Raw genomic sequence first — 24,675 nt, 5'->3', positions numbered from 1 at the left:
TCAGGGACTATGAGAGTGGGAAATAATCTCCTCGGCAGGTCGCATGTAAGCTCGGACGAACGGTTGATGCGAAACGCACCGTTCTTCGGCCGTACTTAGGCATACGGCCTGCGGTTTATTGACCACGTTTTCTGTCTAGCCTTCGGATATATAGCAAGAGGCCGGGTAAAACTCCGTTTTTCCCGGCCTCTTTTATTTTTATAATCAATGTTAAAAAGCGTGGTCAAACGTCTTTAATCGGCCACCGGTTGGTTAATTGGCTTCAAGAAGTTCGCTACGTAATCGTAGATCGCTTGACTCCAAAAATCCCGTTCGTGGTTAGCACCGTGTACCCGTACCCCGTCGACTTGAACGTGGTGGGCTAACAGGGCGTCATACATTTGCTCCATTTGTTGGTAGGGCACGATTTGATCGGCATCCCCGTGTAAGAGCAGAAACGGTGGGTAGGATTTTCCCTCCTTGATTTGGTAAAGGGGGCTCATTTCCCGCTTGAGTTGGTCCCACTTAGTCCGATCGGTGCCAAACAGGGAATACTGCAAGACATCGCTACCGGGGACGGTTTGGCTATGTTCAAAGGTCGCCACCACATCGGTAGGACCGAAGCAGGCTACCACTGCGTTAACCGCATCCGACTGGTCGGCATCGGCAGCCGTTTTGTATTTAGGATCGTCACCGGTCAACCCCACCAACATGGCGGCGTTGGCTCCCGAAGACGTCCCCCAGACCGACACACGCGCCGGGTCGATGGCATATTCCGTTGCGTGGGCCCGGAGGTAACGAATGGCGGCCTTAACGTCGGTCAAAAAGGCCGGAAAGGCGTGGCCATCAAGTGAATTCCGGTGTTGAACCGTCGCCACCACGTAGCCCTGGTGAACAAACTGGACCAGTTGGGGAATTTCTTCCCCCAGGGTTGGTAGGCACCAAGAGCTCCCCTGGACAAAAACGATTAATGGTCGGGCGGGTAACTGTGCGGCCTGATAACGCTGGGCCCAGGGGGTCAACAAAGACATTTGCTGGGCCTCACCATCCGCCGCGCCATAGACTACGTTTTCAATTAAGCGGACCTGACCGGCTAAGGTGGGGTTATTGTTTAACTCGTGAATCGCCATTAGTTATTCCTCCATTAAAATTTCCTTGTGTACGGGGACGAGGTGGTCGTCAAATTGGTAAATAATCGGTTGCCCGTTTAAGACCTCCACCTGGTCAATTTGGTCATCGCTGATCCCCTCAATGTACTTGACCAAAGCGCGCAGGGTACTCCCGTGGGCCACGATTAACTGATCGTGGCCGGCAAGGAGGCGGGGCGCCACCTGGTCTTGCCAGTAGGGAAGGATCCGCTCTAGGCACATTTCCAGGCTTTCGGCCAGTGGCTCTTTTACCCCTAACCGATCGTAGCGCCGGTCGTGAGCGGGGTGAGCAAGTTGGGGCGGGACGGCAAAGAAGCCCCGGCGCCAAGCGTGTAACTGCTGTTCGCCAACTTCTCGTTTAACCGCCTCCTTGTTGAGGCCACTTAGGGCGCCGTAATGGCGTTCATTCAGCCGCCACGTTTTGTGGATCGGCAGGTATAACTGATCCAGGGCCTCCAAAATGTAATCGGCGGTCATGATCGCCCGCTTCATGTAGGACGTGTGAACGTCGGTAAAGGTGAACTCGCGGGCGGCTAGTTCCGCCCCCACCTCCTTACCCTGGGCAATCCCTTTGGCCGTCAGTGGTACATCGCTCCACCCCGTGAAACGATTGTCTAGGTTGGCCTGACTCTGCCCATGACGCACCATCACCAGTTTTGTCATCCTATTTCCCCCTCTCTTACCCTATCCATGATAACGCAAACGCCCCCCAATTTCTTGCTAATTTCCCGGGAAATACTGGTTAATCATTACGAAAGTGAGCAACTTCCGGAGTAGGTCGTATGTAAGAACGGACGAACGGTTGATGCGGAACGCGGCGTTCTTCGGCCTACTTAGGTATTAGACCCGCGGTTATTGGCCCCGTTTCCAGTCTAACCTTCGTAACTGCAAGGGGAGGCTGTTACCCCCCGCTTTTCCAGCCTCCCTTAATCTTTCCCACTCACCGTAACACTAGTAGACAAAAGTTTTGATCAGCACCATCAAAATTGGGATCACGATAATCGACAGGACCGTCGTTTCCGTCACCATAATGGCGGCGTAAGACGAGTCGGCATGGTACAGTCGCGAAACGACCGGAGCGTTGGTCATCACCGGCATCGCCGCTTGTAAGATAAAGACCTGCTTCATTAACGGTGACATCGAGTGGCTCGGCAAGACCAGCAGGGCCATCAAGCACGGGGCAAACAAAAAGCGCCCTAGTAAAATCCCCCAGGCGTCGTGGTCAAAGCGGATGCGGGAGAGTCCCGCGTTGGAAACCGCAATCCCAATGAAGAGCATCGACAAAGGGATCGTCAAGCTCCCCAAGTAGGTACAGGTTTGGCTGATAAACTTGGGTAAGTGAATCTTAAAGACCACCAGCAAAACCCCACCAATGAAGCCTAGTAAGGGCGGCGAGAAAATCTTTTGCACGGCCTGTTTAACGTTGATTTTGGCTTCGTGCACCCCGTCGCGCTGAATCAACCACACCCCAAGCGTCCAAAAGAAGGTCGTGTTGGCCATGTAGTAAACCAGCACGTAAGGAACCGAGGGCGCCCCGAAGAGAGCCATGTTAATTGGTAGGCCAATGAAGACGGTGTTGGAGTTGAAAAACATCGACGAAAAAAGGCCGAGGTGGCTCTTTTGGATGGCCAAGGCACGGGCAACGGCAAAGGAGAGGGCAAAAAGGATCAGCATTGAAATCACCGGATAACGGAGGTCCGGCAAGAGGGTTTTTAACTGGTCGGTCGTAAACTGCTTGGTAATGGTGGCGATCATGTAGGTCGGCAAGGCGACCTGGGTTACCACCTTAGAGATGATTTGCGGGGATTGGGGGCTAAACCAGTGGCGTTCGTTCATCACAAATCCGCACACCACCATGATCAAGATCACCAACACCCCGGACAGGCTTTCCCAAAAGATTGTCAGCATGGTTAATTAACGCTCCTTTATCAACATGCCTTAAATTTTACACCCAAATCCCGGCCACTGCTGATCAAATATTAAAATCCGATTAAAACAATAAAAAGCCCCGCCGCTTTTCTTAGTAAACGACGGGCTCCGTTATTGAATTTAGTTAAGCTCGGGCACGATCTTAAAGGAGAAGTCGTGATCCACCGTGGCGTCAATGTGGTACTTTTCTTCCACGTCGGCGCCCCAGGAGTCAATCCCCCCGACCCCCCGCACTTCACCGGCAATCACCAGTACCGTCCGGTGGGCAGCTGGTAATTCCTCTGGGTGGGTGGCGTTTTCCAATTCCGCGCTGGTGTACGGCAAGCACGAGAAGTTTAACTTTCCCTTCTTAGGGGCCTCAAACTTCAAGCGGAACGGTGCCGCATCCGGGTCGGCGTTGTTCAAGGTGGTGGCGCGGGTAATTTGAACCCACTTATTGGCCATGTGCATCCCGTTTTCTTGCGGAACCAAGTATGGGGTCACCGGCAACCCTTCCACGTGGTAGGTTCCCTCGATCCCCCCGGCCATCCGGTCCGGGTAGGTTTCCCCGGATAGCCCTTCGTAATCAAAGCTAGTGGCCGGCGTCGGCATGATCATCCGCCAACCCAATACCGGCAGGCTTGGTAACTGGGCCCCGGTGTAGTGAACGTTGACCTTGATCTTACCACTAGCCTTGACCGTGTAGGAAACTTGGACCGTCGTCGCCGGTACCGTCTGGGTCTGGTAGGTAAAGGTGATTTTGACCTTCTTGGCAAATTCTTGGTTAGAATAGCGGTTGGTTTTTGGTGCTAGCGGTAGCTTCTTATCCTTACCGTCGACTTGTAAGGCGATGTCTTGGCACGGCAAAACATAGTCGGCCGCTAACCATTGAACCGACGAGACGTTGAAGCCGTTCCCGCGGTCGTTATCGGTCGTTGCCCGCCAAAAAGTGGGGCGCGGGCTCCGGTAAAGCCACTCCTTACCCTTAATCTTAAAGGATTCCGGCCCCCCTTGTTCATAGGAGAAGAGGTACTGAAAGTCCTTGCCGTCCAGTCCTAAGATGTTGTCGTCGTAAACGACGTGCAGCTTATTTGTGTAATCCATAGTAGTATTTCACCTCCTGCATGGCCGGCTTCGGGGTCCGGTCAGCAAAGCAAATCCCGTCACCTGAGAATTCATTGTCAGCGTGGTGGTCATCAAAGTCGCCCCCGTAGCGCATCGACTTTTGCCCGGTTACTGGGTCGACCACTTCAATGGCTTGGTCAACGAAGTCCCAAATAAAGCCCCCACAGTACTGCGGGTACTTATCCAAGAGTTTGATGTATGAACCCATTCCCCCAACGGAGTTCCCCATCGAGTGCATGTACTCACACTCGATAAATGGTTTGTCCGGGTTCTTTTTCAGGTAGGCTTCAACTTCCTTTGGCGGTAGGTACATCCAGCTTTCAAAGTCGGAAATTTGGTCACGGTATTCCTTGGTGTGCACGACCCCTTCGTAGTGAACTGGCCGGGTATCATCAACTTCTTTGTAGTAGTTATTCATGGCTAAAATGTCTTCACCGGCATAGGATTCGTTCCCCACCGACCAGAAGAGGATGGCGGTGTGGTTCTTAAAGGTTTCGTAGTTACTGCGGGCCCGGTCGACAACGGCCTCTTTCCACTGGGGAAGCGACCCTGGCACGTTATATGACGGCTCGTCTTGGCCAAATTTTTGCCAAGTAGCGTGGCTTTCCAAGTTGTTTTCCGCCATCATGTAGATGCCTTCCCGGTCACACAGGTAATACCACGAAATTTGGTCTGGGTAGTGGCTGGTCCGCACGGCGTTGATGTTATTTTCCTTGAAGATGCCCAAATCGGTGTGCATGTCTTCTATGGTCACCGCCCGGCCCCGGTGGCAATTCCACTCGTGGCGGTTGACCCCGTTGATGATGAGGCGCTTACCGTTTAAACGCAGCACCTTGTCTTGGTCGATTTCAACCCGGCGGAAGCCAAACTGATATGGGATTACTTCGACGACCCGGCCCGTAGCGTCACGAACCGTCAGGGTTAATTGGTAAAGGTACGGATGGTGGTTATCCCACAGGTGAATCCCCACCAGTTGGACTGGTGCCATTGTCCAGTTGCCATCGGCGTTTAACTGGCGGTTGAGCACGGCGGCCCCGGTTTGATCGGCGACTTCAACCTGAACGCTCCCCGGTTGGCCAACCATCTTCAACACCAGCCCTAGGCTCCCGGTCTTCATGTCATCGGCCACCCGGGCGTCGATCTTTAAGTCTTGGACGTGGATGCTTGGTTGGGCCACCAAGTTGACGTCGCGGAAGATCCCGGAGAAGCGGAACATGTCTTGGTCTTCAATCCAAGAAGAGGTAGCGTGCTTGTAAACCTCAACGGCTAAGAGGTTATCGCCATCTACTAAGTACGGCGTTAAATCAAATTCGGACGGGGTAAAGGAATCCTCGGCGTAACCGATAAAGTGGCCGTTTAACCACACGTACATCGCCCGTTCAACCCCTTCAAAGACCACGTGAACGTCGTGGTTTTTGAGACCCTCTGCTAGGGTGAAGTGGCGCACGTAAGACCCCACCGTATTGTCTTGCCCCTGGCTAAAGGAACCCTCTTCCTTGTTATCCCCCAGGGTGTAGGCAGGCCGGCGGTAAATTTTCCCAGTCCAAGGCATCGTGATGTTGGTGTAGTTGATCTGGGCAAAGTTACTCAGCTCGATTTCACTTGGCACTTCAATCTCACCAAAGTCGTTACGATCAAAATCAAGCTTGTAAAAGTCGACGGGGCGCTCCATTGGGTTCTTGGAGAACTTAAAGCCCCAACGCCCATTTAAATTCTGAACGTAGCTACTCTTTTCCAAAGCGGCTTCTTCTTGGTCCCGGTAAAAGCGATGATCGCTGTGGGCCGGCAGTTGATTGACCCGAAAAACTTCTGGGTCGTCCAACCATTTCAGCTCTGCTTCCATAAAAATAACCCTCCTTAAGTTCGTTACCATTAATGATAACGGTTTCAGCAAGAACTTAAAAGGGTTTTTGGTAAAAGTTTAGTAAATATTATTAGCTTAATTAGTTAGGCAAACAAAAAAGCCCTCAGCATCTGCCGAGAGCCTTAAGTAGTGCGGCGAAGAGGACTCGAACCTCCACGGTCTCAATGACCACAAGATCCTTAATCTTGCGCGTCTGCCAGTTCCGCCACCGCCGCATCAACAAATAATATCTTACCAAAGATACTACTTGTTAGCAAGAACTTTTTTAAATTTCTTCAAAGCGGTGTCCGCAACGGCGGCAGACGAAGCAGGCCAGGTTAAAGCGCCGGTTGCGCCCGATGATCAGACCGCAGCCCGTGCACCGGTAGCGGTAACGAACTACCACTCCCCCCGGGCGCCGGGCCTTGGAAGTCGGCGGGGCGTACCGGCTCCCCCCTACCTGCATTAGCAAGGCCTTAAAGTCGCGATCGCGGTGACCAAACCCCCGTCCCGTTAAGTGGAGATGGTAATGACATAGCTCATGGAGAACCACCTGCTTGAGGGTTGCTAGGTCGTACTCCTCTAGCATCAAGGGGTTGATGTCAATGTGGTGGTCACCCAAGTGGTAGCGGCCCCCGGTTGTTTTCAAGCGCCGGTTAAAGACCGCTTGGTGCAAAAAGGGGCGCCCAAAGCTTTCTTGCGACCACCGTTCCACTAGGTTCTGGAGCTCTTGGTTAGTCATTGTCACCCTTCTTTGGTGGCAACATGGTCAACTGAATCCGGTCACGCTGTTTATCAACGGCGTGCACCCAAACGGTGACGATGTCGCCAACCGCCAGTAGGCTGTGCGGATCCTTCGGGTACTTCTTAGCCATCCGCGATAGGTGGACTAAGCCATCGTGTTTAACCCCGATGTCAACAAAGGCACCGAAGTCGACGACGTTGCGCACCGTTCCCTCTAGTTGCATGCCGGGCTTTAAGTCATCCATCGTCATTACGTCCTGACGCAGTAACGGCGCCGGCATCCCGTCGCGTAGGTCCCGCCCCGGCTTTTGCAGGGCCTCTAGCACGTCTTTTACCGTTGCTAAGCCGACCGTTTCGGACACGAAGTCCGCTGGCTGAAGCTTAGCCAGCCGGGCGTTGGCCTGCTCGGTGCCCAGCTCGGTCACCGTTACGTCGGCCGCCGCCAAAATTGACTTGGCCACCGGGTAGCTTTCCGGGTGGACATCGGTGTTATCGAGCGGGTTTTGCCCACCGACGATCCGTAAAAAGCCGACCGCTTGTTGAAAGGCCTTGGGCCCGAGGCGGGGAACCTTTTTTAACTGATTCCGGTTCGTGTAGGCGCCGTTATCATTGCGGTAAGCAACGATGTTTTGGGCAATCGTCTTGGTCAACCCCGAAATCCGGGTTAGTAGCTGGTAGGAAGCGGTGTTCAAATTAACCCCCACCCGGTTAACGGCCCGTTCAACAACGGCGTCGAGCTCACTCGCTAACTCCTTTTCCGGGAGGTCGTGTTGGTACTGGCCGACCCCAATGGCTTGCGGATCAATCTTAACCAGTTCCGCCAACGGATCCTGGAGGCGGCGCCCAATTGAAATGGCGCTCCGCTTTTCCACCGTCAGGTCCGGGAATTCTTCTCTGGCGGCTGGCGAGGCCGAGTAGACCGACGCCCCGGCTTCATTGACAATTACGTAGTAGACTGGCCGGCTAAGCTTTTGCAGGGCCGTAGCCACAAACTGCTCGGATTCACGGCTGGCCGTCCCGTTCCCGATTGCGACCGTCGAAACCTGGTAGCGTTCCACCAGGTCCAAAAACTCCGCTTCGGCCTGGGCCCGCTTAGCTTCCGGGGCGGGTTTGTGGGGGTAGATGACGGCAATTTGTTCCACCTTCCCGTGGGGATCTAACACCGCCAACTTGCACCCGGTCCGGTAGGCGGGGTCAAAACCTAACACCACCCGGCCCTTTAACGGCGCTTGCATCAAAAGGTGGTAGAGGTTTTGCCCAAAGACCTTGATTGCCCGGGCGCTGGCCCCTTCGGTTAACTTAGCGCGCACCTCCCGCTCAATCGCCGGTCCCAAAAAGCGCTTGTAGGCGTCTTTGGCCGCCGCTTCCACCAACTCGGTCGCGGCGTTTGGCTGGTGGCCACGTACCAGGCGGAAGTTCAGGTAGTTGATTACCGTGGTTGGGTCGGCCACCACCTTAACCCGCAGGATTTTCTCCTTTTCCCCCCGGTTGATCGCTAGGATCTGGTAGGAGCTAAGCTGGCTAACCTGCTCGCTAAAGTCATAGTACTGCTCGTAAACGCCTCGCTCATCAAGTTGCTCCCCGTCCTTTTTGACGGCGACTTCTAACCGGCCGTGCTCAGTGGTGTAATTACGCAACCAGCTGCGCACCGTCGCCATTTCGGCAATCCCCTCGGCGAGAATTTCGTGCGCGCCGGCCAGGGCCGCCTCAGCGTCTGGCACCTCTTGATTAACGTAGTGCGCCGCTTCTGTTTTCGGGTCCGCGGTCTCATACTTGAGCAGCCAGTTGGCTAACGGCATCAAACCGTTTTCCTTAGCCACTTGGGCCTTGGTCCGCCGTTTTTGCTTGTACGGTAAGTACAGGTCTTCAACGGTGGCTAAGTCATCGGCGCCCTGAATTTTTTCTTGTAGCGGTGCCGTTAACTTCCCCGCCGCCTCGATCAACTTAATCACGGCGTTTTTGCGGTCAAAGAGTTCCTGCTCTTTTTTAGCCTGTTCTTGAATCGTTTGTAGGGCCACTTCGTCTAACGCCCCCGTCGCCTCCTTGCGGTACCGAGCGACAAAGGGGATCGTGTTGCCATCGTTTAATAAATCAAGGGCCACCCGCACTTGGGCGCCCTTGAATTGGGTGAGCTTAGCCTGCACCCGGGTTAGTACTTCTGTTTCCACTCTTTAATCCTTCCACCACGTGTCTAAGGGAGCAACCGGCATGTGACGCTTGTGGCCAGTCCGTTGGTACCAGGCCTCGATCTTTTCGGCCGCGGCTTGGTCAACCTCCCGGCCCTCCAAGAAGTCATCGATATCCTTGTAGGTTACCCCCAGGGCTTGTTCGTCCGGTAAGGCCGGCCGGTCTTCTTCTAGGTCGGCCGTTGGGGTCTTTTGGTAAAGCTTTTCCGGCGCCCCGAGGTACTCTAACAGGGCCCGCCCCTGGCGCTTATCGAGTTGGGAGAGCGGCGTCACGTCGGCACCCCCATCCCCGTACTTGGTGTAAAACCCGGTTACGGCTTCGGCGGCGTGGTCGGTCCCGACTACCGCCCCGTGGTATTCCCCGGCAATTGCGTACTGGACAATCATCCGTTCGCGGGCCTTAATGTTCCCCTTGTTAAAATCGGAAATCTTAGTCCCGGCGGCTTCCAGTGTCATTACCATCGCGTCAGTGGCCGGCTTAATGTTGACCTTAACCACACGGTCCGGGTGGATGAAATCGTCAATCGCCATCATGGCGTCGGATTCGTCGGCTTGTTCCCCATAGGGCAGGCGAACGGCGATGAACTGGTAGTCTTCGCTCCCCGACTCCTTGCGCAGTTCTTCGACCGCCAGTTGGGCCAAGCGCCCCGCCAAGGCGGAATCTTGCCCCCCGGAAATCCCCAGCACCAGGGTTGCCATCTTAGTTTGCTTGAGGTAGTCCTTTAAAAAGTCGATCCGGCGTCGTACCTCAACCTGCGGATCAATGGTGGGGATCACCTTGAGGTCTTCAATAATTTGTTCTTGCAATTGACGCATTTTTGCTTTACTCCTCTTAAATCTTATCGACGTAATCGTGGATTTCTTGAATCATTGCCATCTTGTTGTCGTAGCACTTTTGGGAGAGGTCGACGGGGTAAACTTCGGGGTTTAAGTCCCGCTTGTATTCGTCCCAGAGACGATCCAAGTGGGTGGCCCGGGAAGCCCGGATCGTCTCCAAGTCTGGCTGCTCGTAAACCAGCTGGCCATCAACGAAGATGTCTTGCAAGAGCGGTCGGGCCACGAAATCCTTAACCGTCTTGTGCAAGAAAGTATAGTTCGGGTCAAACATGTATAAGGAGTCCAGTTGGCGCGGATCTTCGCCACTTAAGGTGACGTAATCGCCCTCGCTTTTGCCGTCCACCCGGTCGGTGATTCGCCACACCTGGTGCTTACCCGGCGTGGACATCTTGGAAACGTTGTTGGATAACTTCATGGTGTTAACCATCTTACCGGTTTCGTCTTCCACTAGAGTAAGCTTGTAAACCGCCCCCAGGGTTGGTTGGTCGTAAGCGGTGATCAGCTTGGTGCCAATCCCCCAGACGTCAATTTTTGCCCCCTGCATCTGGAGGTTTTGGATTGTCTTTTCGTCGAGGCCGTTGGAGCAGACAATCTTGGCGTCCTTAAAGCCCGCCTCATCCAGCATTTTCCGGGCCTTCTTGGACAGGTAAGCCATGTCCCCGGAGTCAATCCGGATCCCCTGGAAGTTGATCCGGTCGCCAAATTCCTTGGCCACCCGGATGGCATTCGGCACCCCGGAACGCAGGGTGTCAAAGGTATCAACCAAGAAGGTGCAGTCGTGGTGAGTTTCGGCGTAGGCCTTGAAGGCTTCGTATTCATCCCGGTAGGTCTGCACCAGGGCGTGGGCGTGGGTCCCGGAAATCGGAATGCCAAAGAGCTTACCGGCCCGGACGTTACTGGTGGAATCAAACCCGCCAATGTAGGCTGCCCGGGTTCCCCACAGGGCTGCGTCAAATTCCTGGGCCCGCCGCGAGCCAAACTCCATTACCGTTTGGTCGCCGACGATCGACTTAATTCGGGCGGCCTTCGTAGCAATCATGATTTGGTAGTTGATGATGTTTAACAGGGCCGTTTCTACCAACGTCCCCTCCATAATCGTACCTTCAACTTGTAAGAGTGGCTCGTGATTAAAGACCAACTCCCCTTCAACTACCGAGCGCAGGGTCCCTTGAAACCGGAAGTTAGCCAGGTAGTCCAAAAAGTCATCATCAAACTGCCCGGTCGTCTTCAGGTAGTCAATGTCCGTCTTTGAAAAGCGGAGGTTCTTTAGGTAGGTGATGATGTGTTCCAAACCGGCGAAAACGGCGTACCCATTTTCAAAGGGCATCTTCCGGAAAAAGGCTTCAAAGACCGCCTTCCGGTTGGCCAACCCCTTTTTATAGTAGGTCTGCATCATCGAGAGTTCGTATGCGTCGGTATGTAGCGTATAGCTATCATCAGGATAGTTGTAATCCATTTGTTTTTCCTCACAAATTAAAGTCTGGCCTTATTTTTCCAAGACAAATTCAAAGCGACTGCCCACGTACTGGGTGTGGACGTATTCAAAGGGGCGCCCATCCTGCAAATAAGAAATCTGCGTCATTCGCAAGAGGGCGTCACCGCGCTTGATATCCAGGTACTCAGCGATCTTTTCGGTGGCGTTGGTTGCCGAAACGTTCTGAATGGCGTGCCCCGGGTAGAGGTGCGAGCGCTCAGCCAGGGTCCGGTAATAAGACGTCGTCACTTCCTCTTTTGAAAAGTCCGCCACTAGTTGAGCGGGAATCGTTGCCACCTCGTAGCAGATCGGAATCCCGTTCCCGTAGCGAATTCGCTCCATCCGTAAGACCTGCTCGTCACCCTTTAACTGTAACTTTTCCATCTCACTTTGCGACGGAATGGTCAGGTGATAGGAAATGGTCTTACTAGACGGCACCTTGCCCATCCCCTCCATCAGGTCGGTAAAGGAGGTGACGCCGGCCATTTTCTCTTGAACCTTGCGGCTGGCCACGAAGGTCCCGGACCCGACCCGACGCTCCAACACCCCTTCGTCAACAAGGGTTTGAATCGCCTGGCGCAGGGTCATGCGGCTGACCCCAAACTCGGCCGCCAGTTCCCGCTCGGCCGGAATCTTTTCGCCGACTTGCCACTTACCGCCTTCAATGTTTTCCCGTAGTTGGTTATGAATTTGAATGTATACCGGTGATCCCATGCTTGCTCCCCCTTACTACGCTAATCAATTCAATATGTTCATTTTAACACTGTCAATATGGGCTACCAAACATTTGGCAACAAAAAGGGGTAACGGGGCCCCGAAATTCACGTTTTCGTGGTCGGTTCCCCATTACCCGTTGATTAATCTCGTTTTAACGCCCCTTTTGCGACTTGAGGGCCAACTCTAAGGTCCGGTCCGCAATGATGGATTGCGAATCGGCCACCGGGTAGGTCGTTTCCGGGTTCAGCTCCTCAGCGTAGGATAGTTCCGTGCAGCCCAAAATGACGACGTCGGCCCCTTGTTCTTCCACCATCTTACGGACTAACTCGTGGTACTTGGCACCATCGGAATGCCCCGCCTCCTTGATGTCATGGTAGATCAGGTCTTCGGTTGCGTCTAAAATCTCTTGGGTCGGCTTCAACTCTTCGTAGCCGGCCGCTTGGATGTAGTGGTCGTAAATCCCGGATTCCACCGTCCCCGGCGTGGCTAACAGCCCCACCTTTTTAGCATCCGGCTTAATCTTTTTGATCTCCTTAACCGTTTCTTCTAGCATGTTTAAGATCGGAATTTCGGTTGCCGCTTGCAAGTCCTTAAAAAAGTAGTGGGCGGTGTTACAGATCAAAACAAAGAACTCTGGTTGCAGTAAGCTCTGTTGCTTGACGTCTTCGACTAAAACCGGCACCGGACTTTCTTGATCGTGATCTAAAATCCAACTGGTCCGATCCGGTACCGTGGCGTGGTTAACTACGATGTAATCGAGGTAATCCTGGTCACAATTAGTTGGCGTCCGTTGGTCTAAAATCCGCATGTAACTTTCGGTGGCCAGGGTCCCCATCCCACCAAGTACGGTAAAGAACTTTTGCATGGCAAGTGCCATCCTTTCTACTCATCAATTCGTGTATTGTGTCTATGATAACAAGCCCCCGCGGATCCGTAAACGGGAACGGTTAAACCTTAACTAAGTCTAAAAGCCACTGCCTAGTGCCGTCATCAACGTTTTCTGGCACCGTATAGCCTAGCGGGGCATACAGCACCCGCACCTGGGCCCAGCTAATTTGCCCGTTTTGATACAGGGTTTGTTGCATCGCGGTCGCCAGCATCTCCCGCTGGTCGGCACTGTTAGCCTTGTTTAACAGGGTCAGCGCCGCAATTTGGCGGGTCAACTTGGCAACTAGCAGTTCGTTAAACTCCGCTTCGGTCGGTAAGGATGCCACCCGGAGCCTGTCTCGTAGTGGCACGGCCGGCAACTCCCGGCCGAGGAATTGGCGCAACGTTGGCCAGTTGTTGGCTACTTGCATAAAGAACTGCCAGGGCAGCTGGGGCAATAAGTCACCGACAAGCCGGGCGCTGAATTGGTCCATCACCACGTTGCCCCCGTTCAGGCGGCTCGCTACTTCCTGGAGGAAGCGTTGGCAACTCTCCCGCTCACTAGGATTAATGTGACGCCGGGCGGTCAGGGCGTAGCGAACCAGCAAAAAATTCTCTAACTGATCCGGGTCAATCAAGCGCCCCTGTCGCTTGACCTTCCCCCCGCCGTTTTTAATTCGCACCTGGCGACTGGCTTTAGCTACTTTTCCTTGCTTTGGCATCAAAATCCCCCTTTGGAAACAAAAAACCGCTCCGGAATCCCGGAACGGTTAATTAGTTGGGCTAGCTGGGTTCGAACCAGCGCATGACGGTACCAAAAACCGTTGCCTTACCACTTGGCTATAGCCCAATAATAAAATGGAGGAGAGTGGATTCGAACCACCGAACCAAAAGGAACGGTTTTACAGACCGTCGCGTTTAACCAGACTTCGCTACTCCTCCGAAAAGGTCATGACTGTTTGGTAACAATCAACGAATATTATATTACCGAACCTTCCGGATAATTGCAAGACCTTTTTCAAACTTTTTTGTCCAGATCGACAATTTTAGTTCGCCAGGCCCATTGTTCCATAAATGCCGGCCGTTGCCACTCGTTCATCCGCTTCTTGTTGACGCCGACCGCGGGGTTGACGTAGGTCACCCCGCCGTGGGTAAAGGTCGGATGCAGGCCGTGGAGGTGGCCGTAATAAGCCGTTTGTACCACCCCGCTCGCTTCGAGTAAGTCGCCCAACTGATCAGCCCCCATCAGGGCCCGAATCATTTGAAAGGAGCGCTCCATTCGCGGTCCCTTGACCTTGGTTGGCCTAACCATCAGAGCCTGGTGGCGGGGGGCAAAGTGGGTTAAAAAGAGAACCTGTTTGCCGACCCGCTTGGCTGCCGTAAGTTGACTGGCGACTTGCCCTAGCACCAAATCCTCGCGTGCTTGGTCACTGATTGGTTGGTCGATTGTTGAATCCAGCCAGTAAACCCGCTTCCACTTGGCGACCTCCGCGGGCTGGTCGTGGTAAACGGAAAAGTCATAGTTGTACCAACCGTTATTGCCCACCACCCGCCAGTTAGCACCCAAATCGAGGTAGCGGCGGTGAAAGTAGCACGGATCGTCATTCTCTTCGATTTCTGCAAAGCTCGCCCCCTTAATCATATCGTGGTTACCAGCTAGGTAATGAATCCCCACGCCCGGTAGTTGGTCCGCTAGTTCTTTAAAGTAGGACTGGGTCCGGGTGAAGTCGTTAAATAAATCCCCCAAGAAAAAATAGTGGGCGACTTCTTGTTGTTTCAACCAGGCGGCCTGGGCCTCCATGATGGCGGCTACGTCCACCCGGTTAACGTCTAAGTGGTTATCGCTGCTAATGGCAATTTTCATCGTTTCGCTCCTTTAAACGACTTTATTATGGGCGCTGCCGCCTTTTTAGACAAGCAAAAAGCGCCCCCACCTGGAGAGCGCTTTTTATGTTATTTAGTCGACCCCTTCCATCAAGCCATGGATCCGCTTGATGAAGAAGAAGAGGATGAGCCCAAAGACAATCGAGACTAACCCAACGGCTAAGAAGTACGGAACTTCGGTTGCTGACGAGTAGTACTTAACGATTTGGGCGTTGACGGCTTGCCCAGCGGAGTCAGCCAGGAACCACATTGACATCATTTGTGACTTGAAGGCCTTCGGGGCCAGCTTAGTCGTTACGGACAGCCCAATTGGTGAAATCAGCATTTCGGCGATTTCAACGATGAACCAAGAACCGACCAGCCAGAACGGGGAAACCCGGCCATCAGTGCCGTACAGCATCCCCGGAATCGCCATCCAAACGTAGGATAACCCGGCGATGATCAGCCCGGCGGTGAACTTACCAGGGGCACTTGGTTGGTTCTTCCAACGGTCCCACAGCCAAACGAAGAATGGCGTTAAAATCATGATGAACACTGGGTTTAAGGTCTGGAAGTTAGCGGCGGCAAAGTGCCAGCCCCCAATGTGGAGCACCGTCCGTTGTTCGGCAAACAGGGCCAAGACCACGGAACCGGATTCTTCAATCCCCCAGAAGATGGCGGCCGCAACGAACAGCGGCATGTACGCAATCACCCGGGAACGTTCCACCTTGGTTACCTTCTTGCTGGAAATCATCATGATAAAGTAGATGATCGGCAAGATGATGGCTACAAAGGTGATCAGGTTAATGATGTTAGTAACGTTGAGTTGTCCCATCGCCGCCATCAAGCCGAGGATGACTGCTAAGGCTACCAGGCCGATAATCGTCCAGTTGATGATTGGGCGCAGGCTTTCCTTGTCAATCGGGTCGTCCGGGTACAGGCTGTCCTTGGACAGGTACTTCTTCCCGTCGAAGTAGTACTGCATTAACCCAAAGAACATCCCGATCGCGGCTAGGGAGAACCCGGCGTGGAAGTTTTGTTCACTCCCGAAGAGGTTAAGTCCGAAGCCACTGGCCGCCCACGGAACGGCCCACGGTGCCACGGCGGCCCCCAGGTTAATCCCGAAGACAAACATCGAGAACCCGGCGTCACGCCGCTTATCGTCTTCTGAGTAAAGGCTCCCGACCATTTCGGAAACGTTTGGCTTCAACAGCCCAGTCCCGCAAACAATCAAGAGGATTGAAGCGTACAGGGCCGGTGCGCCAAATGGTAAGGAGAGGGCGATGTGCCCAAACATGATCAAGATCCCACCGTAAAAGACGGTCTTGCGTGAACCCCAAACCCGGTCAGACAGCCAACCGCCGACCACCCCGGATAAGTAAACTAAGGAACCATAGATCGACATGATCGATGCCGCCGTGGTTTGGTCCATACCCAGACCACCCTTGGTAACGGCGAAGTACATGTAGAACAACAGGATGGCACGCATCCCGTAGTAACTGAACCGTTCCCACATTTCCGTAAAGAACAGCGTCGACAGACCCCGGGGTTGCCCGAAGAAGGCCTTGTCGGTATTTTTTTGCTTATTCATCCATTTCCCTCCCATTTTGTAGATTCAACCGGCAATCGGTTTGATTTAGAAATGAATTCGCATCCAAAGTTAAAGTGATCTCATTAACTTTTAAAGTAACACTTAACATTATAGACTAAATTTTAAATTCTCGCCAATTTATGGCAAATAATCTCATTTTATTTTCAAGTCGATAAAAAACCCCGATAAATAATTAAGTATCTACCGGGATTTTCATTATTAAATTAAGTGGCTATTCAGTTATCTTCTTCTTGTAACCATATAAGCCGGTCGTGAGCCCCAACATTCCTAACCCAACAAGGGCCATTGCGGAGGCTTCCTGGTCGTCATTACCAGTTTGCGGTAGGCGACCTTGATTGGCGCCCTGCTTCTGTTTTGCAGCGCTAGCCGTTGCGACCGTTGCCGTCAGCGCCCGCCCGTTAGTCTTTAAACTTGTTGCATCTTGCCCCGCCGACTGGCGGTCGTTTGCGGTAGACCCATTAAGCTGTTGATCAACTTGAGCGGCAATTGCGGCCCGGACCTTCGCCTGTTCAGCTGTGTCTTCGGCCAGGGCCAGTTGTGACTCGGCCTTAGCTAAGTCAACTTGAGCAGCCCCCAAATTCCCCGTCGCAGTCGTCAAATTAGCAACCGCTTGCTCGTAGGCGGCTTGGGCGGCTGCCAGTAACTGATCGGCGTTGGTTAAGTTAGCCACCGTTTCTTCTAACTCGGCTAACTTGGCCTTGGCGGTTGCTAAGGTTGCTTGATCAGCTTCCAGTGACGCTTGGGCAGCCGCCAAGTTATCGCCAGCCTTTTTTAGGGCCTCCTCCTTTTGCTTGTAGGTAGCCAGGGCGGTTTGGTAACTGGTCTCAGCGCTAGCTAATTGCGTCCGCGCCTTCGTCACGGCTACTAAATCGTTGGCTGAACTATTTTCCAAAGCCGCTAACTGGTTTTGGGCGGCGACCACCGCCGCCTTCGCCACCATCAAATTGGTGGTCATCCTCTGGAGGGACGCTTTAGCGGACGCTAGGCTAGCCTGGGCGTTGGTTAGCAGGGCTTGGGCGGCCGTCTGAACGTCTAAGCTGTAGGCATTGTTACCTAATTGGTTCCCTTCCGTAGCGTTGTAAAGTTCGTAGTGGGCGTACCCGTACTTATCAAAGGCCACCCCTAGGTATACGTTGTTAAAGCCGCCAGTTCCTAGGATCGTCCCGTCTTCAAAGATTGACTGGGCGTGGCTCCAATTGTTGGTGCCCCCGTCGTCAAAGAGCATTGTGGCGATGTCGGAGTAGACAGCGTAAAGTAAGTTGTGCAGCGTGGTGGTGGCCATCGTTGCCTTACCGTTGACCCAGGTCGTCAGCCCTGAACCCGCATCTTCGGCAATGCTAGTATTGAGCTGATCAGCATAGGCGTCTAATCCATTTTTGTTGTGGCCTTTGCCATCGCTACCGGTGGTGCCGAAGATGTTCCAGTCTTCGTCATCGTAGTACTTTTTGACAAAGTCTATCGCCGCTACGTTAGCGTTGGCACTGGCACCAAAGGCGGTCGTCAACCCGTACTGATTACGCAGATGATTGATTAAATTAACCGCGTAAACGGACAGGGCTTCTTGAACCGTTGGGTCACTTGGGTCCACCACCACGTCTAAGGATGCATCTGATTTGAACTTTTGTTGTAACTCTTTTACATAATCAGCACCCTTCGCCACTTCCTGTAAGGCGGCTGCGTTTGCGGAACTTGGGTTCGCTAAGTAGTTCTTTAAAGCGGTGATGTAGGCCACTGACATGTTGATTACATCGCTTGACTGCACTTCAGCAACTGCGTCCACAATGGCCTGAGCACTAGCCACGGCCGCTTGAGCATTGTCAACTGCTGCCTGACCAGAAGAGACCGCCGCACTGGCGGATGAGGCCGCACTCTCAGCGGCTGATAGGTTATTAGCGGCGGTTGACTGGTCACTAGTCAAAGCAGCTTCAGCAGCACTCAGAGCACTAGTAGCACTAGCGACGTTGGCCGAGGAAGAAGAAAGGCTAGCTGAAGCACTAGTCGCCTCTGCTTGGGCACTAGCTTGAACGCTAGCAGCCGCGCTAACTACCCCCGCCTGCTCACTGACCGCCTGAGAGGCCGATGCCACTACAACGGCTTGCGAGGAAACGGCACTAGTTGCCGACGCAATGTTTTCCGAGGTAGCGGCTTCCTTATTGGCAATTGCGGACGAGAGGGCTGCCGACGCAGACGTTACGTTGTTAGAGGCGCTCGTGACGTTAGCTTGGGCGCTATCCACACTAGTCTGGGCAGTATCAAACGTACTTTGGGCAGCATCGACAGCCGCTTGGGTACTTTCAACGCTAGCGTTGGTGGTTTGGTTAGTAGTCTCGGTAGTTGTGGTGGTAGCTGCGTGAGCTTGATTAGCCTCCGCAACTACCCCCGTTGCCGTGGCGACCCCTACTAAGGCCGTCAGGCGAATCATTTTCTTCTTATTCATGTCGTAGTCTCCTGATGCTATTTTCAATGCTAAGTTAGCAATTATTATACGTTGAACTACTCCCACTTAGCTAAGCCTACGGCTTGACGCTTGAAGTGGGAGATTCTGGGAACATCGCATACTTACTCTACCGGTTCTAAGTGAACTTTCGAGCAGAGGTTACGACTATTGACCAAGGCCCGTCCCAGGCCTAAATAGCTTAATTATTGGGTAGCTAACCCCTTTTTCAGAATTACTTGAGCTGCATTGATATCGCGATCTAGGCGGGTCCCGCAGTTGGGACAATCCCATTCACGAACGTCTAGCCATTCCGATTTATCTAAACCTAACCGATGGTTGTTTTTCCCACAGTTAATACAGATTTGACTAGTATAAGCTGGATTAACCTGAATGAGTTTTTTACCGTACCAATCACATTTATACTGCAAGATACTAACTAGCTTAGACCAACTAGCGTTGGTAATCGCTCGAGCTAGTTTATGATTTTTCAACATACCCTTAATGTTAAGTTTCTCTAGCACAATGATATCATATTGTTTAACTAACTTGGTTGTGAACTTTTGTAACTGATCCAACCGTTGGTTGGCGATTTTTTGACGATATTTAGCAACCATGACACGAGCTTTTTGGTAATTTTTGAAGTCGTCTAATTGCCGTGGAGCTAAGACCTTATCGTGATAATCCCAAGCAATGGCTTGTTTAGCTAATAAGTAGCGTCGACTGCGCAACTTTTCCCAATGGTGTAGCTTCTTACGATACTTATCTTCAAAATGGTGAATTGGCTCTTTGTAACCGTCGGATAGATTAAGTAATGATTTTAATCCTAAATCACCACCAACGCTCTTACCAGTCTTAGCTAATGTTTGGTTTTCGCATTCAGTTAAAACGGTAATGTAGTATTGATTAGCAACAGTTAGGCGAACAGTAACGTTCTTGATTTTGCCTTGTGGTAAACGTCCTGATCGAAAGTAAACTACCCCTAATTTAGGCAACTTAATATGGTGATTATCAATCACTTTAATGTTGTGGTTAACACATTTCGAGTTATAGCTCTGTGCATACTTTCGTGACTTAAAGTGTGGAAATTTATTTTGCCCTTTAAAAAAACGCTGAAAGGCGTCGGCTAGATTGCGATTAGCACTTTGCAAGGATGTTGATTCTGCTTGCTTCAACCAGGGATATTCTTCTTTTAATCGTTTTAGAAGATTGTTCATGCCAAAGGCATTGACAAACTTGGCGTCTGGATTGTTCTTTCGCCGCTCAATTTGCATATTAAGCATCTGATTCCACACAAAACGAGCGCAACCGAAGGTTTGCATTAAACGGTCACGTTGCTCGGAATTAGGATATATACGCATTTTCACGGCTTTAAGAACCATTACTTTCTCCCTTGACTTTCAATGTACTTTTTTACTACTTCTAACGGTGCACCACCAGTACTAATTAAACAATAGCTTTGGGTCCAAAAAGCGGATTTCCACAACTGACGCTTAATTTCTGGAAATAGTTTCTTAACCATTCGAGAACTTGATGATTTATAAGCGTTCAGGAACTTAGCCATCTCCGTATGCGGTGTTGCGCGGAACAAGACATGAACATGGTCAATATCATGGTTCCACTCTTGAAGATTAATACCATAAGACTGACCAACTACTACAAAACGATGTTTCAGATACTCAGATATTTCATCGTTAATGACTTTACGCCGATATTTAACAACCATTACTAAATGATAATTGAGTAAATATACTGAGTGCTGATTTCTATCTAATTCTATTGTTATCACCACGATCCTTTAACATATACTAAATATACCATAGCGCAAAAGAAAAAGCACTATCGTGCTTTAAGGAGGAGATTCATCCCCCACTTGTCGAAGTGGGGGTATTCTCGCCAATTATGGATAAACAGTCGTACAGGCGTTTTAAATAGTAAATAGTGGAAATTTTATCCATCACGCAGTTATAACGGCTTAAAACGGACCAGAGAGGCGAAATATAGAGGGTGGCGAAAAAGCACCCCCCCGCCCTACCGCCTAAAAAGGTAGAGCGCACACATAGCCGTCGCCTTACACGATAACGAGCTTTCAAAACTTTTTGGGTACGGGGGGTAGACCGTCGCAGTTACTAACGACGCATGTTGTCGCTAAAACGGAGAACGTGGCAAACAGTCCCGGATTAGACCGCNTGACAGCTCCCTAGCCCCATCAAGTGATCGCCTGGTGGGGCGGGTGGCGGATGCTGGTTAGAAATTAGCNTAAGAGCCAAACACGGACCCTTATTTCTTGGAGTAGGTCACCTTTACACCGTCGAAGTTGACCAAATAAAAAAGAGCTATCTATATCAGATAGCCCACATTGCGCCCTTCCCTTATTTCACAAACTTTTCTTCCTGGATTTTGACCCCAATTTGGGGTTAAAACTATGTTTACTAATGTTTAATAAGAAACAGAAACGCCGTCATATCAAGGTTTTAAACACCCCTGAAAATGACGGCGAATTAAAAAATGCCAACTAGAGGAGTCGAACCTCCGACCTTCTCTTTACGAGGGAGATGCTCTACCAGCTGAGCTAAGTTGGCAAAAAAGATGGCGCTGATGCTGATTCGCACCAACACCATCTGAAGAACTCCGGATGCCAGACTCGAACTGGCGACAGCCTGATTAACAGTCAGGTGCTCTACCGACTGAGCTAATCCGGAATAACGCGTGGCAACGTCCTATCCTCGCAGGGGGCGATCCCCCAACTACTTTTGGCGTGCTGAAGCTTAACTTCTGTGTTCGGCATGGGAACAGGTGTATCCTTCAGGCCATCATCACCACACTTTGAAAGCTTGTGCTTTCAAAACTAAACAATATCTTTTCTCATCAAGAATCCTCACACCTGACTTGGTTAAGTCCTCGACCGATTAGTAATGGTCCGCTCCATGCGTCACCGCACTTCCACTTCCATCCTATCTACCACATCATCTCTGTGGGGTCTTACTTCCAAAGGAATGGGAAATCTCATCTTGAGGCGAGTTTCACACTTAGATGCTTTCAGCGTTTATCTCATCCATACATAGCTACCCAGCGATGCTCCTGGCGGAACAACTGGTACACCAGCGGTATGTCCATCCCGGTCCTCTCGTACTAAGGACAGGTCCTCTCAAATTTCCTACGCCCGCGACGGATAGGGACCGAACTGTCTCACGACGTTCTGAACCCAGCTCGCGTACCGCTTTAATGGGCGAACAGCCCAACCCTTGGGACCGACTACAGCCCCAGGATGCGATGAGCCGACATCGAGGTGCCAAACCTCCCCGTCGATGTGGACTCTTGGGGGAGATAAGCCTGTTATCCCCAGGGTAGCTTTTATCCGTTGAGCGATGGCCCTTCCATGCGGAACCACCGGATCACTAAGCCCGACTTTCGTCCCTGCTCGACCTGTCTGTCTCGCAGTCAAGCTCGCTTGTGCCTTTACACTCTGCGAATGATTTCCAACCATTCTGAGCGAACCTTTGGGCGCCTCCGTTACCTTTTGGGAGGCGACCGCCCCAGTCAAACTGCCCACCTGACACTGTCTCCCACCACGATCAGTGGTGCGGGTTAGAGTGGTCATAATACAAGGGTAGTATCCCACCAATGCCTCCACCGAAACTAGCGTCCCGGTTTCTACGGCTCCTACCTATCCTGTACAAGTAGTACAAACACTCAATATCAAGCTACAGTAAAGCTCCATGGGGTCTTTCCGTCCTGTCGCGGGTAGCCTGCATCTTCACAGGCAATTCAATTTCACCGAGTCTCTCGTTGAGACAGTGCCCAGATCGTTACGCCTTTCGTGCGGGTCGGAACTTACCCGACAAGGAATTTCGCTACCTTAGGACCGTTATAGTTACGGCCGCCGTTTACTGGGGCTTCAATTCAGGGCTTCGCCGAAGCTAACTCTTCCTTTTAACCTTCCAGCACCGGGCAGGCGTCAGCCCCTATACTTCATCTTACGATTTTGCAGAAACCTGTGTTTTTGATAAACAGTCGCCTGGGCCTTTTCACTGCGGCTGGTCTTGCGACCAGCACCCCTTCTCCCGAAGTTACGGGGTCATTTTGCCGAGTTCCTTAACGAGAGTTCACTCGCTCACCTTAGGATTCTCTCCTCGACTACCTGTGTCGGTTTGCGGTACGGGCAGTTAAATACTCACTAGAAGCTTTTCTCGGCAGTGTGACATCGGCAACTTCGCTACTTTAATTTCGCTCCCCATCACAGCTTGTCAACCCGGCTTAAAGCATTTGACTCTAAACCTGACTTACTGCTTGGCCAGACACTTCCAATCGTCTGGTTTGCTTAGCCTCCTGCGTCCCTCCATCATTCAAACGCATTTAACTGGTACAGGAATCTCAACCTGTTATCCATCGACTACGCCTCTCGGCCTCGCCTTAGGTCCCGACTTACCCTGGGAGGACGAGCCTTCCCCAGGAAACCTTAGTCATTCGGTGGACAGGATTCTCACCTGTCTTTCGCTACTCATACCGGCATTCTCACTTCTAAGCGCTCCACTAGTCCTCACGGTCTAACTTCGTCGCCCTTAGAACGCTCTCCTATCACGTGTCCAAAAGGACACATCCACAGTTTCGGTAATATGCTTAGCCCCGGTACATTTTCGGCGCAGAATCACTCGACTAGTGAGCTATTACGCACTCTTTAAATGATGGCTGCTTCTGAGCCAACATCCTAGTTGTCTATGCAACTCCACATCCTTTTCCACTTAGCATATATTTAGGGACCTTAACTGGTGATCTGGGCTGTTCCCCTTTCGACGGTGGATCTTATCACTCATCGTCTGACTCCCGGACATAAATCATTGGCATTCGGAGTTTATCTGAAGTCGGTAACCCATGACGGGCCCCTCGTCCAAACAGTGCTCTACCTCCAAGATTCTCGATTCCGAGGCTCCCCCTAAAGAGATTTCGGAGAGAACCAGCTATCTCCAAGTTCGTTTGGAATTTCACCGCTACCCACACCTCATCCCAGCCTTTTTCAACAGACACGGGTTCGGGCCTCCAGTGCGTTTTACCGCACCTTCACCCTGGACATGGGTAGGTCACCTGGTTTCGGGTACATAACTACGTACTTCATACGCCCATTTCAGACTCGCTTTCGCTGCGGCTCCGGTTTTTCCACCTTAACCTTGCACGTAATCATGACTCGCCGGTTCATTCTGCAAGAGGCACGCCGTCACCCATTAACGGGCTCCGACAGCTTGTAGGCACATGGTTTCAGGAACTATTTCACTCCCCTCCCGGGGTGCTTTTCACCTTTCCCTCACGGTACTGGTTCACTATCGGTCACTAGGGAGTATTTAGCCTTGCGAGATGGTCCTCGCGGATTCCGACGGGGTTTCACGTGTCCCGCCGTACTCAGGATCCTGAACGGAGAGAACCAGGTTTCGTCTACTGGACTATCACCATCTCTGGTGTGGCTTCCCAGCCACTTCGACTACCTGATTCTTTGGTAACTCCAAAGTTCAGTCCTACAACCCCACTGAGCAAGCTCAGTGGTTTGGGCTCTTCCCGTTTCGCTCGCCGCTACTCAGGGAATCGAATTTTCTTTCTCTTCCTGCAGCTACTAAGATGTTTCAGTTCACTGCGTCTACCTCTTGGCAGCTATGAATTCACTGCTCAAGTAATCATCGACTAAGATGATTGGGTTTCCCCATTCGGAAATCTCCGGATCAAAGCGTACTTACCGCTCCCCGAAGCATATCGGTGTTAGTCCCGTCCTTCATCGGCTCCTAGTACCAAGGCATTCACCATGCGCCCTTCATAACTTAACCTTACTGATCGTAGATCAGTCAAGTTAGTTGAGTATGCGATTATAATTCGTTAAAAACTCAAATAACGCGGTGTTCTCGGTTTTCTTGATTTTATTAGAAATTGATATTATTTAGTTTTCAAAGTACAA

General features: G+C 51.8%; 17 protein-coding genes, 5 tRNA genes and 2 rRNA genes. All 24 read right to left on the bottom strand.

What is annotated here, in order from left to right:
- Window positions 1–233: 233 nt before the first annotated feature.
- On the bottom strand, window positions 234–1,109 hold the full coding sequence (locus tag FG166_RS01690) for an alpha/beta hydrolase (protein ID WP_004562728.1): 876 nt from the start codon (window positions 1,107–1,109) through the stop codon (window positions 234–236).
- Window positions 1,110–1,112: 3 nt separating this feature from the next.
- The gene (locus tag FG166_RS01685) at window positions 1,113–1,790 is read right to left on the bottom strand and encodes a 2,3-bisphosphoglycerate-dependent phosphoglycerate mutase (protein WP_004562727.1); all 678 of its coding nucleotides are present in this window, start codon (window positions 1,788–1,790) and stop codon (window positions 1,113–1,115) included.
- Between the two features lie 288 nt (window positions 1,791–2,078).
- The gene (locus tag FG166_RS01680; protein ID WP_004562726.1) at window positions 2,079–3,035 is read right to left on the bottom strand and encodes an AEC family transporter; all 957 of its coding nucleotides are present in this window, start codon (window positions 3,033–3,035) and stop codon (window positions 2,079–2,081) included.
- A gap of 141 nt (window positions 3,036–3,176) precedes the next feature.
- Window positions 3,177–4,139, bottom strand: coding sequence for a beta-galactosidase small subunit (locus FG166_RS01675; protein WP_004562725.1), 963 nt, complete (start codon window positions 4,137–4,139; stop codon window positions 3,177–3,179).
- On the bottom strand, window positions 4,123–6,003 hold the full coding sequence (locus tag FG166_RS01670) for a glycoside hydrolase family 2 TIM barrel-domain containing protein (protein WP_014562148.1): 1,881 nt from the start codon (window positions 6,001–6,003) through the stop codon (window positions 4,123–4,125). Before FG166_RS01670 ends, FG166_RS01675 begins: the two co-directional genes overlap by 17 nt.
- 151 nt (window positions 6,004–6,154) lie before the next feature.
- A tRNA-Leu gene (locus tag FG166_RS01665) sits at window positions 6,155–6,239 on the bottom strand.
- Between the two features lie 50 nt (window positions 6,240–6,289).
- Entirely contained in the window at window positions 6,290–6,745 is a 456-nt protein-coding gene (locus FG166_RS01660; protein WP_004562723.1) for a SprT family protein, read from the bottom strand.
- A complete protein-coding gene (locus FG166_RS01655; RefSeq protein ID WP_004562722.1) occupies window positions 6,738–8,915 on the bottom strand; it encodes a Tex family protein in 2,178 nt (725 codons plus the stop codon). The genes FG166_RS01660 and FG166_RS01655 overlap by 8 nt, the downstream gene beginning before the upstream one ends.
- Window positions 8,916–8,918: 3 nt before the next feature.
- The gene (gene nadE, locus FG166_RS01650; RefSeq protein ID WP_004562721.1) at window positions 8,919–9,749 is read right to left on the bottom strand and encodes an ammonia-dependent NAD(+) synthetase; all 831 of its coding nucleotides are present in this window, start codon (window positions 9,747–9,749) and stop codon (window positions 8,919–8,921) included.
- A 16-nt stretch (window positions 9,750–9,765) separates the two neighbouring features.
- Window positions 9,766–11,226 carry a nicotinate phosphoribosyltransferase gene (locus tag FG166_RS01645; protein WP_004562720.1) on the bottom strand — a complete coding sequence of 487 codons (1,461 nt, stop codon included), beginning with the start codon at window positions 11,224–11,226 and terminating at the stop codon, window positions 9,766–9,768.
- Window positions 11,227–11,256: 30 nt separating this feature from the next.
- A complete protein-coding gene (locus tag FG166_RS01640; protein ID WP_004562719.1) occupies window positions 11,257–11,958 on the bottom strand; it encodes a GntR family transcriptional regulator in 702 nt (233 codons plus the stop codon).
- A gap of 154 nt (window positions 11,959–12,112) precedes the next feature.
- Window positions 12,113–12,826, bottom strand: coding sequence for an aspartate/glutamate racemase family protein (locus tag FG166_RS01635; RefSeq protein WP_004563349.1), 714 nt, complete (start codon window positions 12,824–12,826; stop codon window positions 12,113–12,115).
- Between the two features lie 82 nt (window positions 12,827–12,908).
- Complete coding sequence (locus FG166_RS01630; RefSeq protein ID WP_004562717.1) at window positions 12,909–13,550, bottom strand: hypothetical protein; 642 nt, start codon at window positions 13,548–13,550, stop codon at window positions 12,909–12,911.
- Window positions 13,551–13,606: 56 nt separating this feature from the next.
- A tRNA-Gln gene (locus FG166_RS01625) sits at window positions 13,607–13,678 on the bottom strand.
- A gap of 9 nt (window positions 13,679–13,687) precedes the next feature.
- Window positions 13,688–13,770: transfer RNA gene (locus FG166_RS01620), tRNA-Tyr, on the bottom strand.
- A 76-nt stretch (window positions 13,771–13,846) separates the two neighbouring features.
- Window positions 13,847–14,692: a metallophosphoesterase gene (locus FG166_RS01615; protein WP_004562716.1), complete on the bottom strand. Its 846-nt coding sequence runs from the start codon at window positions 14,690–14,692 to the stop codon at window positions 13,847–13,849.
- A gap of 93 nt (window positions 14,693–14,785) precedes the next feature.
- The gene (locus FG166_RS01610) at window positions 14,786–16,282 is read right to left on the bottom strand and encodes a peptide MFS transporter (RefSeq protein ID WP_035431291.1); all 1,497 of its coding nucleotides are present in this window, start codon (window positions 16,280–16,282) and stop codon (window positions 14,786–14,788) included.
- Between the two features lie 232 nt (window positions 16,283–16,514).
- Window positions 16,515–18,740, bottom strand: a complete 2,226-nt coding sequence (locus FG166_RS01605) for an SEC10/PgrA surface exclusion domain-containing protein (RefSeq protein WP_003684238.1) — start codon at window positions 18,738–18,740, stop codon at window positions 16,515–16,517.
- A gap of 203 nt (window positions 18,741–18,943) precedes the next feature.
- Window positions 18,944–20,119 carry an RNA-guided endonuclease TnpB family protein gene (locus FG166_RS01600; RefSeq protein WP_178958856.1) on the bottom strand — a complete coding sequence of 392 codons (1,176 nt, stop codon included), beginning with the start codon at window positions 20,117–20,119 and terminating at the stop codon, window positions 18,944–18,946.
- Window positions 20,119–20,517, bottom strand: a complete 399-nt coding sequence (tnpA, locus tag FG166_RS01595; RefSeq protein WP_014081459.1) for an IS200/IS605 family transposase — start codon at window positions 20,515–20,517, stop codon at window positions 20,119–20,121. Before tnpA ends, FG166_RS01600 begins: the two co-directional genes overlap by 1 nt.
- Before the next feature lie 729 nt (window positions 20,518–21,246).
- Window positions 21,247–21,319, bottom strand: a tRNA-Thr gene (locus FG166_RS01590).
- A gap of 47 nt (window positions 21,320–21,366) precedes the next feature.
- Window positions 21,367–21,439 (bottom strand) — tRNA-Asn (locus tag FG166_RS01585).
- A 5-nt stretch (window positions 21,440–21,444) separates the two neighbouring features.
- A 5S ribosomal RNA gene (rrf, locus tag FG166_RS01580) occupies window positions 21,445–21,561 on the bottom strand.
- Between the two features lie 65 nt (window positions 21,562–21,626).
- Window positions 21,627–24,547 (bottom strand): 23S ribosomal RNA (locus tag FG166_RS01575).
- Window positions 24,548–24,675: the final 128 nt, after the last annotated feature.

Origin of the sequence: Limosilactobacillus fermentum (genome assembly GCF_013394085.1) — a bacterium.
GTDB lineage: Bacteria > Bacillota > Bacilli > Lactobacillales > Lactobacillaceae > Limosilactobacillus > Limosilactobacillus fermentum.
This window is presented reverse-complemented; position numbering and strand designations above follow the sequence as displayed.

What these genes read in the sequence shown, in the direction of transcription:
- FG166_RS01640 (WP_004562719.1), bottom strand. Translation starts at nt 11,958, where the DNA reads ATGGGATCACCGGTATACATTCAAATTCATAACCAACTACGGGAAAAC.
- FG166_RS01685 (WP_004562727.1), bottom strand. Translation starts at nt 1,790, where the DNA reads ATGACAAAACTGGTGATGGTGCGTCATGGGCAGAGTCAGGCCAACCTA.
- FG166_RS01680 (WP_004562726.1), bottom strand. Translation starts at nt 3,035, where the DNA reads ATGCTGACAATCTTTTGGGAAAGCCTGTCCGGGGTGTTGGTGATCTTG.
- FG166_RS01645 (WP_004562720.1), bottom strand. Translation starts at nt 11,226, where the DNA reads ATGGATTACAACTATCCTGATGATAGCTATACGCTACATACCGACGCA.
- FG166_RS01630 (WP_004562717.1), bottom strand. Translation starts at nt 13,550, where the DNA reads ATGCCAAAGCAAGGAAAAGTAGCTAAAGCCAGTCGCCAGGTGCGAATT.
- FG166_RS01615 (WP_004562716.1), bottom strand. Translation starts at nt 14,692, where the DNA reads ATGAAAATTGCCATTAGCAGCGATAACCACTTAGACGTTAACCGGGTG.
- FG166_RS01670 (WP_014562148.1), bottom strand. Translation starts at nt 6,003, where the DNA reads ATGGAAGCAGAGCTGAAATGGTTGGACGACCCAGAAGTTTTTCGGGTC.
- FG166_RS01675 (WP_004562725.1), bottom strand. Translation starts at nt 4,139, where the DNA reads ATGGATTACACAAATAAGCTGCACGTCGTTTACGACGACAACATCTTA.
- nadE (WP_004562721.1), bottom strand. Translation starts at nt 9,749, where the DNA reads ATGCGTCAATTGCAAGAACAAATTATTGAAGACCTCAAGGTGATCCCC.
- FG166_RS01605 (WP_003684238.1), bottom strand. Translation starts at nt 18,740, where the DNA reads ATGAATAAGAAGAAAATGATTCGCCTGACGGCCTTAGTAGGGGTCGCC.
- FG166_RS01635 (WP_004563349.1), bottom strand. Translation starts at nt 12,826, where the DNA reads ATGCAAAAGTTCTTTACCGTACTTGGTGGGATGGGGACCCTGGCCACC.
- FG166_RS01690 (WP_004562728.1), bottom strand. Translation starts at nt 1,109, where the DNA reads ATGGCGATTCACGAGTTAAACAATAACCCCACCTTAGCCGGTCAGGTC.
- FG166_RS01610 (WP_035431291.1), bottom strand. Translation starts at nt 16,282, where the DNA reads ATGAATAAGCAAAAAAATACCGACAAGGCCTTCTTCGGGCAACCCCGG.
- FG166_RS01660 (WP_004562723.1), bottom strand. Translation starts at nt 6,745, where the DNA reads ATGACTAACCAAGAGCTCCAGAACCTAGTGGAACGGTGGTCGCAAGAA.
- FG166_RS01600 (WP_178958856.1), bottom strand. Translation starts at nt 20,119, where the DNA reads ATGGTTCTTAAAGCCGTGAAAATGCGTATATATCCTAATTCCGAGCAA.